This is a genomic window from Candidatus Gorgyraea atricola, from assembly GCA_030765235.1.
GTDB classification, from domain to species: Bacteria; Omnitrophota; Gorgyraeia; order Gorgyraeales; family Gorgyraeaceae; genus Gorgyraea; species Gorgyraea atricola.
In genome coordinates, this window is sequence record JAVCCW010000008.1 from 13,157 (window position 1) to 27,630 (window position 14,474).

Genomic DNA, 14,474 nt, shown 5'->3' on the forward strand with positions numbered 1-14,474 from the left:
AGCAAAGGAAAGATGAAGAGTGTTTTGAGATTTGTGATAGTTTTGTTCCTGGTGAATCTTGTGGCAGCGTCTATTTTGGCAGGGGTGTATAGGCTTACAAAGCCAAGGATAGAGGCTCAGGAGGCATTGGTCAGAGAAAAGGCCCTAAAAGAAGTCATGCCTGAGTCAGTAGGCGATAGAATCGAAGCTGTTAGTGAAGAATACTGGAAGGTCTATAAAGGTTCAAGCAGCAAAGCGAGAGGGTATATATTTATTGCCAGGAAATACGGCTATTCAAGTGTTATTGAGACAATGGTGGGCATGAAAAGAGATGGCACCATAACAGGCGTAGCTATATTAAATCATAACGAGACACCTGGTCTGGGCGCAAAGATAGTAGAGATAGTATCTGATAAAACTATTACTAAAGCTATCAAAGGTATTTTTTCAAAAGAAAAAGCGCCTGAAAAAGAATTATCACCTTATTTTACAGAGCAGTTTAAAGAGCGCAGCGTAAAATCAATAGATGTTTCAAACATTGACGCTATTACAGGCGCGACCATATCCAGCAAGGCTGTGGTGGATTCAATAAAGTCAAAGGGATCGGAGATATTAAATGCCAGATAAGAATCTTACAGTATCGTCATCTCCGCATATTCAGTCGAAACAGACCACGCAGAAGATAATGTATATTGTGACACTGTCGCTTTTACCAGCTGGTATTGCAGGCATATACATATTTGGCATGTGTAGTCTGAAAGTAATGCTTCTTTCTATGCTCTCGTGTGTTATTAGCGAAGCCATATTTTTGAAATTTAGGAAAAAAGACCTAAAGGCTGTTTTAGACGGCAGCGCTTTATTAACAGGACTGCTTCTGGCATATAATCTTCCGCCAGAGACTCCGTTCTGGATACCTATAATAGGAGGCATAGTCAGTATTGTCATAGGAAAGCAGATATTTGGCGGGCTCGGGCATAATATTTTTAATCCTGCTCTTGTAGGCAGGGTGTTTTTACAGATCTCCTGGCCAGTTTACATGACTACATGGAAGAATCCTAGATGGCTAGTGGATGCTGTCTCAACTGCTACGCCGCTTGCCAAGGAGGGCGCGCGTTCATTTAGTTACATGGATCTTTTCCTGGGAAATCAGGGTGGCTGTATCGGAGAGGTATGTATATTGGCGCTACTTATAGGCGCGGCAATTTTACTTTTTACAAATATTATCTCTTTTCATGTGCCCGGAAGTTACATAGGCACTGTTTTGGTGCTGAGTTTGATCTTTAGAGAAAATTTTATGTTTCATTTGTTGGCGGGCGGGTTGGTTTTAGGCGCATTCTTTATGGCAACAGATTATGTGACATGCCCTCTTACGAAAAAAGGTAAGATAATTTTTGGAATCGGGTGCGGGGTGCTGACTGTTTTAATCAGGCTCAAAGGCGGTTATCCAGAGGGTGTTTCATACGCAATACTTTTCATGAACGCCGTGGTGCCAATAATAGATAGATATACAAAGACGAGAAAGTATGGATTTGTAAAAAAATGAAAAAACTATTTCAGGAATTCTCAAAAGGTATTTTTATAGAAAATCCGACATTCAGACTCGCTCTGGGACTGTGCCCCACACTTGCTGTATCAACAAGTGTAGCAAATGGTTTTGGCATGGGTGTGGCAGCGACATTTGTATTGTTGGGATCAAACATAATCGTCGCCAGCATTAGAAATTTTATCCCCGCTAAGATAAGGATCCCTTGTTTCATTGTTATAATAGCGACATTCGTGACCATAGTCGAGCTTACAATGAAGGCATATTTTCCAGCGCTCTCAAAATCACTTGGGATATTTGTGCCTCTTATAGTCGTAAACTGCGTTGTCCTGGGCAGGGCAGAGGCATTTGCTTCAAGGCACGGCGTTTTGAAGTCGATCTTAGACGGCCTGGGCATGGGCGCTGGTTTTACATTGGCGCTTGTGCTTATATCAGCGATAAGAGAGGCATTGGGCAATGGTACTGTGCTGGGCCTTACGATTGTAAAAGGATTTGATCCAGCGCTTTTATTTATACTCGCGCCAGGCGCGCTTTTGGTTATAGGGATCTTAATAGGTATTGTGAATTACGCATCAGAGAAGAGGTAGGCATGGAATTTAATCAATTATTGATGATAGTGATAAGCGTCATATTCATCAATAATTTTATTCTATCTAAATTTCTAGGGCTCTGTCCTTTTATAGGTGTATCTAAAGAGACTCGCTCTGCATTTTACATGGGACTTGCAGTGACATTTGTCATGACAGCGTCTTCTATCATCACATGGGCAGTGTATATCTTTTTATTAAAACCATTTCATATAGAATATCTGAGGACGCTTTCATTCATACTTGTAATCGCGAGTTTTGTGCAGCTCATAGAGATGTTTATACAGAAATTTAGCCCTGCATTGTATAGAGTATTTGGCATATATCTCGCGCTTATTACAACGAACTGCGCTGTATTTGGTGTGGCAGTCTTAAATAGCGAGATGTTTCTTAAGGCAGCAGACAATGTTTATAGCGCGCTTCTATTTTGTGTGACGCAGGGATTTTGCGCAGGCGTAGGTTTTACTATAGTGCTACTTTTCATGTCAGGTATACGCGAACGGCTCGAGCTGTGCGATGTGCCGCGTCCTATGAGAGGCATGGCAATAGCGTTTATCGTGGCGAGTCTTATGTCCATGGCCTTTATGGGCTTTGCCGGGTTTAGATTTTAATTATGCTGATAGCGATAATTGTAATGTCAATGATGGGGATTTTGTTTGGTCTAGGCCTGGCCTTTGCTTCAAAGATTTTCAGGGTCGAGGTAGATCCGAAGATGGAAAAAGTCCTTGCTGTTTTGCCTGGATCTAATTGCGGCGCATGTGGAAAGGCAGGATGCGCAGCTCTTGCAGAGGCAATCGCAGCAGGGGATATGAGTCTTACTAGTTGCCCAGCAGGAGGCGAGGAAGTATCTCATAAATTGGCCGAGATATTAGGCGAGGAGAAGTCTAGTGTTGCTAAAAAGATCGTACGTGTAAGATGTGGCGGTGGAAAGAATGCAAAGGATAAGTATATTTACGAGGGCGTTAAGACTTGTGCTGGAGCAGCTCTTATCTCAGGCGGCCAGAAATTATGCGGCTTCGGATGTCTTGGTTTTGGCGATTGTGTTGCGGAATGCCCTTTTGATGCGGTCCACATGGGAGAAGAAGGCGTGCCTGTGATCGACGCTGATAAGTGTACCTCATGCGGAAAATGCGTTGGGGCGTGTCCAAAAAATATTATATCCCTCGGGCATATTTTAGAGAGATATTATGTAAAGTGTATGTCCCAGGATAAGATAACTTTTGTAAAAAATGCTTGCAAGGCTGGTTGTATAGGATGTAAAATCTGTGAGAAGCTTTCAAAGGGTGCATTCGTTATAGAAAATAATCTGTCGCGATTGGATTATAGTAAAGTAAACGATACTACAGCTTTAAAGCTGTGTGTTGATAAGTGCCCTACCAAATGTATAAAGGCAGAGACCTTTAATAACTAGGCCAGGTTTAAACCTGGCCTACAGGAAAGGTCTCTGCTACAACATGTAGGGCATACAATAGCAGTTTATAACAGCTGTAGGTCACACTTTAGTGTGACAGAGCCTTTGCCCGTCAAAAGCAGTGAATAAGGGAGGTTACATGCTTGAATTGACTAATGAGAATTTTGAACAAGAGGTTTTAAGTTCTGATGTGCCTGTACTTGTGGATTTTTGGGCAACATGGTGCATGCCATGCAAGATGATAGCGCCCATTATAGAAGAGATCAGCAAGGAATACGATGGAAAATGCAAGGTCGTAAAGCTAAATATAGACGATGCAATGGAGATAGCAACAAAATTTGGCGTAATGAATATACCTACGGTGATTTTCTTTAAAGGCGGAGGCGAGTTTACAAGAGTGGTAGGAGTGGCTTCCAAGGATACCTTTATAGATAAAATAGAGGAGGTCTTAGCCTGATGAAGATCGCAATATTTTGTTCAGGGAGCGGGACAAATCTGCAGGCAATAATCGATAGCCAAAAGCAGGGTTATATAAAGGCTGAGATAGCGCTTGTAGTTTCGGATATGCCTGATTGTTTTGCGCTTAAAAGGGCAAAAAAGGCAGAGATCCAGACTCTTGTGTTTGAAAAGAAAAATTTTAAATCACGAGCGGAATTTGATAAGGCGATTATTAAGAAGCTGAAGGCAGAGAAAATAGACTTAATAGTGCTTGCAGGATACATGAGGCTACTCTCGCGAGATTTTATAAAGGAATACAAGAATAGGATCATGAATATACATCCCGCGCTTCTGCCGTCATTTAAAGGTACGCATGGCATAAAGGATGCATTTGAATATGGCGTAAAGGTCACGGGCGTAACAGTGCATTTCGTGACAGAAGATATGGACGCGGGCCCTGTAATCTTACAGGCAGCTGTTATTGTAACAGAAGATGATACAGAAGAATCTCTTGCTGGGGCCATTCACAAGGAAGAGCACAAGATATATCCTAGGGCAATACAGCTTTTTGTAGAAGGAAGGTTAAAGGTAGAAGGCAGAAGAGTAAGGATCAAATAAGATCTTTTATTTTTAAGCGACCCCTTCTAAATCTTTCCAGGTCATCTCTTGATAAATATATCTTTTTCCCATCAGGGAGTGCATTTATAAGCTCGACACCTTCAAAATCTTCGAAATAATACCTGCTTAGAATACCCCCGACAAGTTTCAGGATCTTTGAGAATATGACTTCAGTGTCATCTTCAGATGCCTCTTCCGAGAGAATCGAAAACTTAAACTGGAATACGCGATCTTCCACAGCACCTTCAGAACTTTGGACTATAAATCTATTCTTTAGACGTTTTTCCTCCTCAAAGGTCATCTTGATCCTTCTTGCAATCTGCCGGCTTAAAAACCATCCTTCGTCCAGATCTTTTTTAGGAAGACCATTTTGGCCAATGTATCCAAGATCTTTATACTGAGAAAAAGTCTTTTCTAGATCTCTTTGTCTTATCTCATTGCCAGAATAGAAATATTTTGCAACGATCTCTTTTATTGGGTTCGGGAGCATTGATATATTGACGAGAAGCAGGTATTCATTCTGGAATCCCGGGGGAAATATTGCCCTGTATGGTTCAAAATCAGGTCTTGGCTGGTAAAATTCCCTTGTTTTTATATAGAAAAGCGCTTCCTGTTCCGAGATCTCTTTTGAATCAATGTCTATTATCTCGATTTTTTGACTGCCTTCTTGGCCAAAGGCATAGATAGGATAAAAGATATGCTTAATATTTTGCGCCAAAGGTGAATTTTCATTTAAGCCTTGAAAGAGTTCCTCTATTTTTGCTTGGCCAACTGTGACAGGGTTAAACCTAAAGTCTCTAAGGATCCTTTTGTGATATTCACCCCTTGAGATGTCTAGCAGCCTCACACGCACTACGTCGTAAGTATAGCCTGTCAGCACAAATTCCGCGCCTGGCATGTCGATATCTCTGGCACTAAGTGTGTAAAATTTTAAGGGCCTGTCAGTACTCATACTGACTCGGTGTATGGATAGCGCAACATCTTCTATTTTTTCACCTGCATCTGGGTCGAGTTTTAGATCTTTGTCTATAAGGCCTTCTACGGGAATATATACGCCGAGTGTAGAGCCAGTAATCTTTGTAGTTACATCCAGATCGTATTCTTTTTTACAGAGATCTCTTATGGATTCTTCTACTTTTTCTTTAGAGTAGGTTGCTGGCGTACAGGAAGATAAAGTAATAAGAAGCGCAACTGCTAATAAAGATTTTAATAGGCGGGTGTTCATTTAGACTTGGAATAATGAGTTTTACCGTATTCCTTAAATATAGCCTCTATCTCGTCATATTCTAATTCTTCTTTTTCGAGCAGTTCTTTGACAAAGCGTTCTACTATTGTCCATTCTTTTTTCAGGAGCTCTTCGACATCTTTAAGGCAAGCCTTCATTATCTTACTTGTCTCAGCGTTAAGTTTTTCTTTAAGCGACTCGGATATCTGGGTCGGAGGTATTACGCTGTAGTCGCCTACAAATCCAGCATCGCTCATGCCTAGTCTCCACACCATGGTGTGGGCCCTTTGCATTACCTTATTAAAATCAGAACTCACACCGCTACTTGTAGTGCCAGAGTGCATTTTTTCAGATACATATCCACCAAGACTTACCTTTATATCCGCGAGCAAGGCTTCTTTGCTTCGTGTATAAAGCTCTTCTCTGGGTTGGCCATATACTACGCCAAGCGCTTCTTTGCGAGATATGATCGAGGCCTTAAAAACATCTTCTGTAGGATGTAATATATACATTGTAACCAGATGGCCGGATTCGTGGAACGCTATCATTTTTCTTTCTTCCTTAGTCATTTGCTTCTTGTGTTTCATGCCCATGTCAATGCGTTCCATTGCCTCAGATAACTCTTTATGGCTTACTGTATCTTTTTTATTCCTTGTGGCTATGAGAGCAGCCTCTTTTATTATATTATCGATTTCAGCAGGTGTTTTATATACTGCCTTTCGCGCGAGCCTGCCTATGTCTATATTTTTATCATAGTTTACTTTTTTAAGATAATATTCAAATACCTTTTGTCTTCCTTCGAGACTTGGCCTGTCAATATAGATCTTCCTGTCAAATCTGCCAGGCCTTAAGAGTGCTGTGTCCAGCACACCTTCCGCGGCATTTGTCGCGCCTATTACAATAACGTTAAAATCTTTTTCTTTCAGGCCGTCCATCTCTACAAGGAGCTGGTTCTGTGTTGCGTTTGTCTCCTGACCGCCGCCCATATGACTAAACGAGCGCGCCCTGCCTATGGCGTCCAGCTCGTCCAGAAATACAATGCATGCCCCGTGTCCATACGCAAGATTCTGGGCTCTTTTAAATAGTTTTCTTACGCGGGAAGCGCCCACGCCTACAAATATCTCAGTAAATTCACTTCCTGACATGGATATAAAAGGGATGTTTGCTTCTGTTGCAATGGCCTTTGCGAGATATGTCTTACCACAGCCAGGAGGCCCTACCATAAGAAGTCCGCGTAGTATTCTTCCGCCGATCTTAAGAAGCAGTGTGCGGTCTTTTATGAGCTGCACCACTTCCCATGCCTCTTGTTTTGCCTCGTCTATGCCGATAACGTCATCCCAGTGTATATTTACTTTTTGACCTTTTATTGTCGTCTGCTTGATCTTCGTGAACCCACCTCTTAAAAACACCATATACATAAATACAAATATGCCAGCATGGACTCCTGATAAAAGCAGGGTTATGGGCATTTGCGCAAGGGTGAGATGGCGATAGAAGGATTCCAAAGATGACAAGCCCCATACAGCTAATACTAATAGAGAGCTGACTGCAAAGATTATGATGATCTTGACCTTATGCATCGCGAGGTGCATCTTGAATCTACGAAGTGTTAAAATATCCATAGTATTATCTCCTATTGTGAAATAGAGTATATCATATTAGTAAAAGAGTGTCAAATGGCAAGGCTGCTCTGGCAAGACTGCTCTGGCAAGGCTGGACCTCGGCTTTTTTAAAAGCCGAGGTCCAGCCTTGCCAGAGCAGTCTTGCCAGAGCAGCCTTGCCATTTGACAATAGGAACGAGCTGTGTTACTATATCCTTCCATAAATATACAAGGGGAGGATTTATGTCAAAAGATACAACTATTAAACAGATCAAAGCACGGGAGATTCTGGATTCGCGAGGCAATCCTACAGTCGAGGTGGATGTAGTGCTTGCATCAGGTGTAATGGGCAGGGCTGCTGTGCCAAGTGGTGCTTCTACTGGCGAGCACGAGGCAGTAGAACTTAGAGACGGAGACAAGAAGCGCTACATGGGAAAAGGTGTTTTAAAAGCAGTCTCGAATGTGAATGGAGAGCTTAATTCTGCGCTAAATGGCAAGGATGCGTCAGACCAGACTGCATTGGATAAAGCAATGATAGCGCTTGACGCTACAGAAAATAAATCTCGCTTAGGCGCAAATGCGATCTTAGGTATATCAATGGCAGCAGCAAAGGCAGTTGCGAATTACAAAAAAATTCCGCTCTATAAATACTTGGGCGGAGAAAAGGCAAACACACTTCCTGTCCCCATGATGAATATCATGAATGGCGGCGCGCATGCTGATAATAATGTGGATCTTCAGGAATTCATGATAATGCCTAAAGGTGCAAAGAGTTTTTCAGAAGGACTGCGCATGGGTTCCGAGATATTCCAAAATCTCAAGAAGATCCTTAAGTCAAAAAAGCTCTCAACAGCTGTTGGAGACGAAGGCGGGTTCGCGCCTGATTTAAAGTCTAATGAAGAGGCAATCGAGGTAATTTTACAGGCAATAGACAAGGCAGGATATAAGGTAGGCAAGGATATTTTTATTGCTCTTGACCCGGCAGCAAGTTCTTTTTACGAGAATGGGAAATATATGCTTAGGGCTGAGGCAAAACCTGAAAAAAATGCTGGGGACATGGTGGAGTTTTATGCTAATTGGGTGTCAAAATATCCGATTTGTTCTATAGAAGATGGCCTGGCTGAAGATGACTGGGATGGATGGAAGACTTTGACAGATAAGATAGGCAAAAAAGTGCAGATAGTAGGAGATGATTTATTTGTAACCAATGTAAAACGCTTGAAGATGGGGATTGAAAAAGGTATAGGAAATTCAATTCTTATAAAGGTGAACCAGATAGGCACTCTTACAGAGACAATAGAGGCAATAGAGCTTGCCAGGAAAAATAGCTACACCGCGGTTGTGTCGCATCGGTCAGGCGAGACAGAAGACACTACGATCTCACATCTGGTAGTGGCAATGGGCACTGGCCAGATAAAAACAGGATCTATCTGCAGGACTGACAGGATCTGTAAATACAATGAATTGCTGCGAATAGAAGAGGACCTTGGGTCAAAGGCTATTTACCCTACACTTCCATGGCCAAGATAAGGATAAGACCACTATATATAGGTATAGTATTTGTATTCATTGTGGTTTTTCTGCCAGGATTTGCAAAGTTCATGGATCTAAGGTCCAAAAATATAGCTCTTGAAGAGAAAATCGAACGTCTGGAACAGGAGAACACAACACTTTGTAAGGAAAAGAAAAAGCTAGAAGAAGATATAGAATATGTTGAGAAAGTAGCGCGCGACTCCATGGGCGTCACACGAGAGGGTGAGATCCCCATAAAGATAGAGCAATAAAAATCCTATCCTTCTGCACTTTTCCCTTGCCCCGTCTTTTATATTGTAGTAATATATGTGGGACTACAATGATGTAGTTATCTGTCAGACAAAGATGTTTATTTCAGCGCAAAGAAGAAACGCAGCAAGACACAGAGAAGTGCTTGTTTTTTTGGTATTTTTTTGTAAAGAATAATCGTAATAGAAAAGAGAGGACTGTGTCATGACAACAAAAAATACTATTAAAGTAGACGCTGCATTAGCAAAAGAGATGGGACTTACAGAGCAGGAATTTGACAGCATAAAAAAATTGCTCGGGAGGACGCCAAACACAACGGAACTTGGAGTTTTTTCAGCTATGTGGTCAGAGCACTGCAGCTATAAAAATTCCAGAAAATTATTTAGGATGTTCCCGACAAAAGGAAAGCAGGTCCTGGTTGGCGCAGGCGAGGAAAATTCTGGCATCGTCGATATCGGGGATGGGTTAGGGGTCGCGTTTAAGATAGAATCGCACAATCATCCTTCTGCAGTGGAGCCATTTGAGGCTTCTGCGACAGGTATTGGCGGATGCGTGCGCGACATATTTACAACCGGGGCGCGGCCTATTGCTGTTCTTGGCGGGTTGAGATTCGGTACGCTGGAAAACAAGAAGGTGAAATTTTTATTCAAGGAAGTATTCAGGGGCCTTGCTCATTATGCTAATGTCGCAGAGATAAGCGCTGTGGGCGGGGATGCGTATTTTGATGAGAGCTATGAAGGCAATCCTCTGGTGAACGCGTTTGTCGTCGGGGTAGTGAAGCATGGAGATATTGTAAAAGGTGTGGCGTCAGGTAAGGGTAATCCCGTGTACTATATCGGCGGGGACACCGGGAGAGACGGCGTAGGCGGCGCGAGTTTTGCGTCTAAGGAGATCACGGAGGATTCAGGTTCAGATCCTAATGCTGTAGCTATCGGAGATCCAGAGCTTGGCAAGCGTTTGCGCGAGGCATGCCTGGAGTTGATCAATAAAAAACTCGTGGTGGGCATGCAGGATATGGGCGCGGCAGGGCTTACATGTTCTTCGTGCGAGACAGCAGCGAGGAGCGGCACAGGCATAGAAATAGACGTGGCGCTTATTCCACAGAGAGAAAAAAACATGACGCCATATGAAATCCTTCTTTCAGAATCTCAAGAAAGGATGCTCGCTATCCTTAAAAAGGGATCTGAAAAAGATGCGCTTTCTATTTTGGGCAAGTGGAAGATAAAGGCTGTTGAGATCGGCAAGGTAACAGATGACGGTATCATGCGAGTCAAGGAAAACGGCGTTACTGTATGTGAGGTGCCTGCAGAGGCATTGACAAAAAAGGCGCCGCTCTATGACAGGGAGATCAAAGAACCTGCTTATTTAAAGGAGACAAAGTCAGCTTCTTTTAAGAATTTGCCGGAGCCGGATGATTACAATAAGGTGTTGCTGCAGCTCCTGGATATCCCTACCATTGCCAGCAAAGAATCAGCGTATAAAAAGTTTACATTCGTGAAAAAAGATGAGGTCATGCAGGGCGCTGGCTCAGACGCCGCGATCGTTAAAGTAAAAGGAACGAAAAAGGCGCTGGCAATAAGCGTGGACTGTAATGGCAGGTTCTGCTACTTAAATCCTTATAATGGCGCGCAGATGGCTGTGGCAGAGGCAGCGAGGAATGTTGTATGCGCTGGCGGAAGGCCGCTCGCGATTACTGATGGATTGAATTTCGGAAACCCCATGAAGCCTGAGAATTATTGGCAATTCTACAAGTGCATAGAAGGACTTTCTGACTCGTGCAAGGCGCTGGGTACACCTGTTATAAGCGGCAACGTGAGTTTTTACAATGAAAATCCTAAGGGAGCAGTTGACCCGACTCCGATGGTGGGAATGGTCGGATTGATCGAGGATGCGACAAAGGCCGTGACGCAGGATTTTAAGAACGACGGCGATGAAATAATGCTTCTGGGCGAAAACACGCCAGGCCTTGGAGGCAGTGAATACCTCTATCATGTACACAAACAGAAAAAAGGAGACCCGCAGATTGACATGAAAGCGGAAAAGGCAGTACAGGACGCATGCCTTGAGGCAATACACTCAGGCATTATCCAGAGCGCTCACAATACTTCAGAGGGCGGATTGGCTGTGTGTCTGGCAGAGTCTTGTATCGCGAATGGCTCTACTATGAAAGGCGCTGTCATAGATTTGAGCGCGACTAAAGCTGGCATGAGGCTGGATGATCTTTTATTCGGCGAGGCGCCTTCAAGGATAGTGGTTTCTGTGAAAAGCGCTGATTCAGGAAAGCTCGAAGAGATAGCAAAGAAGTACTCAGTTGCGTGCTATAAGCTTGGTAAAGTTGGCGGAGACAAGCTTGTCATCAAGGATGCAATAGACACTCCTGTGAAGAATCTGAGTGATGCGTGGAGGAACGCTATTCCTAACAGGACAAATATTGATTGACGTATAGGTCGTAGTTCTTTATAATATAGCACACAAGTAAATATCGCGGGGTGGAGCAGTCTGGTAGCTCGTCGGGCTCATAACCCGAAGGTCCTTGGTTCAAATCCAAGCCCCGCTACCATTTGAAGCCAGCTTTTCAAGTTAGAAAAGCTGGCTTTTTTATTTTTTTGAAAATTTTTGACCCCGTTCCAAATTCTAATCGATAATCAATTTATTGTTTGTAGCTAATTGCAGCCAATTCTGACAAATTATTTGATGATATTTAAGAATTTGGAACGGGGTGAAAGAAAATAGGCCTTTCAATGTGTCTAATATATACCCCATAGTGTCATTTCCGCGAAAGCGGGAATCCATAAATAAAGAAATATGAACACTTATTATGTTTACATATTAGCAAGCAAGAAAAGCGGTACTCTCTATACCGGCATAACAAGTAATTTAATAAAAAGAGTATATGAGCACAAGACTAATATCATTAAAGGATTTACAGAGAAATATAACGTATACAGCCTTGTATATTATGAAGAATCCAATGATACCCTAGAAGTTATTACTAGAGAAAAGCGAATAAAAAAATGGAATAGGCAGTGGAAGATTAAATTGATAGAGGGGCTTAATGCTGAGTGGAGGGATTTGTATTATGAGATTATTAATTAGATTCCCGCTTTCGCGGGAATGACATATGGTTGTTCTTGCTTTCGCGGGAATGACATATGGTTGAGAATGACACTAGGACGCTATATCTAGCTCTTTTCTATTGACTCTATTCATCTATATATGGTATATTATGCCTGCTATGATACCGAGATATTCGCTTCCTAAGATGGCTAGTATCTGGAGCGAGGAGAACAAGTTTCAGAAGATGCTGGATGTTGAGATCCTTGCTTGTGAGGCAATGGCTGATCTGGGCAAGGTGCCGAGGAAAGAACTACAGAAAATCAAGTCTAAGGCAAGGTTTAACGTAAAGCGAATAGAGAAGATAGAGAAGAAGACCCGCCACGATGTAATTGCATTCCTACACAATATAGCAGAGCATGTTGGGAGCGCTTCAAGGTTTGTGCACCAGGGGCTTACCTCAAGTGATGTGCTGGATACTGCCTTGTCTTTGATGATGAAAGAGGCAGCTGGGATACTGCTCGATGACCTCAAGAAGTTAAAGTCCGAACTGCGCAAAAAGGCAAAGAAATACAAGAAGACCATAATGGTTGGCAGGAGTCATGGTGTACATGCTGAGCCAACTACATTTGGGTTAAAGATTGCCCTATTTTTTGACGAGATAAATAGATGCATTGATAGGATTGAAAAGGCGAAGGACATAATAAGCGTTGGCAAGATCTCAGGGCCTGTTGGTACGTATTCTAATGTCGAGCCCTACGTAGAGAATTATGTGTGTAAGAAATTAGGCTTAAAAGCTGCTAATATCTCGACGCAGGTTTTACAGAGAGATAGACACGCAGAATATATGTCGCAGATCGCTGTGGTAGGGGCGACGCTTGAGAAGATAGCAGTAGAGATACGTAATCTTCAGAAGACAGAGGTGCGCGAAGTTGAAGAGCCGTTTTCAAAGGGGCAAAAAGGCTCGAGTGCAATGCCGCACAAACGTAACCCTGTCATGTGCGAGAGGATTACAGGGCTTGCAAGGGTCTTACGCACAAATGCGCTGGCAGCAATGGAAAATGTCGCGCTATGGCACGAGAGAGATATAAGTCACTCTTCTGTTGAAAGGGTTATTGTACCTGACAGCACTATTTTATTGGATTACATGCTGAATGACATGATATTTATCATAAAGAACATGCATGTCTATCCACAGAATATGAGAAATAACCTGGCTAAGACGCGAGGCCTTATATTTTCAGCAAGGATTTTAGTAGAGCTTGAGAAGCGAGGCGTTGAGAGGCGCAAGGCCTATGACATTATCCAGCGATGCGCAATGGAGGTCTGGAAGAAGAATGAGAATTTCAAGGCAGCGCTGTGGATGGACAAGGATTTTAGGAAGGTAGTAAAATCAAGGGAGCTCGAGCGATTTTTCGACCTGGGGTATTACACGAAACACGTGGATAGAATCTTTAAGAAAGTGGGTATATAGCATGAAAAAAGGTAAACAGATCTACGAAGGCAAGGCAAAGAAAGTCTATGAAACTGACAAACCTGATTTATTTATTCAGGAGTTTAAGGACGACGCGACCGCGTTTGACGCTACAAAGAGAGGCACTATAAAAGAAAAAGGCGTGATAAATAACGAGATCTCATGCGCGATTTTCCAGCTTTTGGAATCAAAAGGCATCCCCACGCATTTTGTGAAGAAATTGAGCGACAGGGATATGCTTATTAAAAAGCTGAATATCGTGCTTGTCGAAGTGACGATTCGCAATGTTTCAGCAGGCGGGCTTTCAAAGCTTCTTGGTATTGATGAGGGTATTTCTTTAAAGAAGCCTGTCCTGGAATATCATTATAAAAGAGATGATCTGCATGATCCATTGATAAACGATTATCACATAGAGATGCTTGGCCTTGCCAGTGCCAAGGAGATGCAGAAGATAAAAGATTATTCTTTTAGCATCAATGAGATACTCAAGGATTTTTTTAATAAGGCTGGCTTAAAGCTAGTTGATTTTAAGCTCGAATTTGGGAGGCATAAGGGGAAGATGTTGCTTGGAGATGAGATATCTCCTGATACATGCAGGCTATGGGATAAGAAGACGAATGAAAAGCTTGATAAAGACCGTTTCAGGCGGGACCTTGGGCGAATCGAAGAGGCCTACCAGGAAGTTCTTAAAAGGATAAAAGCTTAAGATAGAAGTGATAAAAAGAGAGATATTAAAGACCTGGCAATGTATTTGAAATCAAA

Annotated in this window: 15 protein-coding genes and 1 tRNA gene; 14 read left to right on the plus strand and 2 right to left on the minus strand. The window is 42.6% G+C overall.

The window, feature by feature from the left end; translation table 11 throughout:
• Positions 1-12 precede the first annotated feature (12 nt).
• The 7 genes from P9L93_01745 to purN all read left to right on the plus strand — a co-directional run bounded on the left by P9L93_01745 (position 13) and on the right by purN (position 4,576).
• On the plus strand, positions 13-606 hold the full coding sequence (locus P9L93_01745) for an RnfABCDGE type electron transport complex subunit G (GenBank protein ID MDP8229807.1): 594 nt from the start codon (positions 13-15) through the stop codon (positions 604-606).
• A complete protein-coding gene (locus tag P9L93_01750) occupies positions 596-1,522 on the plus strand; it encodes an RnfABCDGE type electron transport complex subunit D (GenBank protein MDP8229808.1) in 927 nt (308 codons plus the stop codon). Before P9L93_01745 ends, P9L93_01750 begins: the two co-directional genes overlap by 11 nt.
• Positions 1,519-2,109: an electron transport complex subunit E gene (locus P9L93_01755; GenBank protein MDP8229809.1), complete on the plus strand. Its 591-nt coding sequence runs from the start codon at positions 1,519-1,521 to the stop codon at positions 2,107-2,109. The genes P9L93_01750 and P9L93_01755 overlap by 4 nt, the downstream gene beginning before the upstream one ends.
• A gap of 2 nt (positions 2,110-2,111) precedes the next feature.
• On the plus strand, positions 2,112-2,720 hold the full coding sequence (locus tag P9L93_01760) for an RnfABCDGE type electron transport complex subunit A (GenBank protein ID MDP8229810.1): 609 nt from the start codon (positions 2,112-2,114) through the stop codon (positions 2,718-2,720).
• Between the two features lie 2 nt (positions 2,721-2,722).
• The gene (locus tag P9L93_01765) at positions 2,723-3,520 is read left to right on the plus strand and encodes an RnfABCDGE type electron transport complex subunit B (protein MDP8229811.1); all 798 of its coding nucleotides are present in this window, start codon (positions 2,723-2,725) and stop codon (positions 3,518-3,520) included.
• Between the two features lie 139 nt (positions 3,521-3,659).
• A complete protein-coding gene (gene trxA / locus P9L93_01770) occupies positions 3,660-3,977 on the plus strand; it encodes a thioredoxin (GenBank protein ID MDP8229812.1) in 318 nt (105 codons plus the stop codon).
• Complete coding sequence (gene purN, locus P9L93_01775; protein MDP8229813.1) at positions 3,977-4,576, plus strand: phosphoribosylglycinamide formyltransferase; 600 nt, start codon at positions 3,977-3,979, stop codon at positions 4,574-4,576. Before trxA ends, purN begins: the two co-directional genes overlap by 1 nt.
• Here the strand turns inward: purN and P9L93_01780 are convergent.
• Positions 4,569-5,801 (minus strand): hypothetical protein, encoded by a 1,233-nt coding sequence (locus tag P9L93_01780; protein MDP8229814.1) that lies wholly within the window; start codon positions 5,799-5,801, stop codon positions 4,569-4,571. The two genes, purN and P9L93_01780, sit on opposite strands and share 8 nt — an antisense overlap.
• On the minus strand, positions 5,798-7,423 hold the full coding sequence (locus P9L93_01785) for an AAA family ATPase (GenBank protein ID MDP8229815.1): 1,626 nt from the start codon (positions 7,421-7,423) through the stop codon (positions 5,798-5,800). The genes P9L93_01780 and P9L93_01785 overlap by 4 nt, the downstream gene beginning before the upstream one ends.
• 222 nt (positions 7,424-7,645) lie before the next feature.
• Between P9L93_01785 and eno the strand changes: the two genes are divergently transcribed.
• From eno to P9L93_01820, 7 genes are all read left to right on the plus strand, one after another.
• Entirely contained in the window at positions 7,646-8,932 is a 1,287-nt protein-coding gene (gene eno / locus P9L93_01790) for a phosphopyruvate hydratase (protein ID MDP8229816.1), read from the plus strand.
• Positions 8,920-9,186, plus strand: coding sequence for a septum formation initiator family protein (locus P9L93_01795; protein ID MDP8229817.1), 267 nt, complete (start codon positions 8,920-8,922; stop codon positions 9,184-9,186). The genes eno and P9L93_01795 overlap by 13 nt, the downstream gene beginning before the upstream one ends.
• A gap of 202 nt (positions 9,187-9,388) precedes the next feature.
• Positions 9,389-11,623 (plus strand): phosphoribosylformylglycinamidine synthase subunit PurL, encoded by a 2,235-nt coding sequence (gene purL / locus P9L93_01800; GenBank protein MDP8229818.1) that lies wholly within the window; start codon positions 9,389-9,391, stop codon positions 11,621-11,623.
• Positions 11,624-11,667: 44 nt separating this feature from the next.
• Positions 11,668-11,744: transfer RNA gene (locus P9L93_01805), tRNA-Met, on the plus strand.
• A 245-nt stretch (positions 11,745-11,989) separates the two neighbouring features.
• Positions 11,990-12,280, plus strand: a complete 291-nt coding sequence (locus P9L93_01810; GenBank protein MDP8229819.1) for a GIY-YIG nuclease family protein — start codon at positions 11,990-11,992, stop codon at positions 12,278-12,280.
• 139 nt (positions 12,281-12,419) lie between these two features.
• On the plus strand, positions 12,420-13,712 hold the full coding sequence (gene purB / locus P9L93_01815; GenBank protein ID MDP8229820.1) for an adenylosuccinate lyase: 1,293 nt from the start codon (positions 12,420-12,422) through the stop codon (positions 13,710-13,712).
• A gap of 1 nt (position 13,713) precedes the next feature.
• The gene (locus P9L93_01820; protein MDP8229821.1) at positions 13,714-14,418 is read left to right on the plus strand and encodes a phosphoribosylaminoimidazolesuccinocarboxamide synthase; all 705 of its coding nucleotides are present in this window, start codon (positions 13,714-13,716) and stop codon (positions 14,416-14,418) included.
• Positions 14,419-14,474 lie beyond the last annotated feature (56 nt).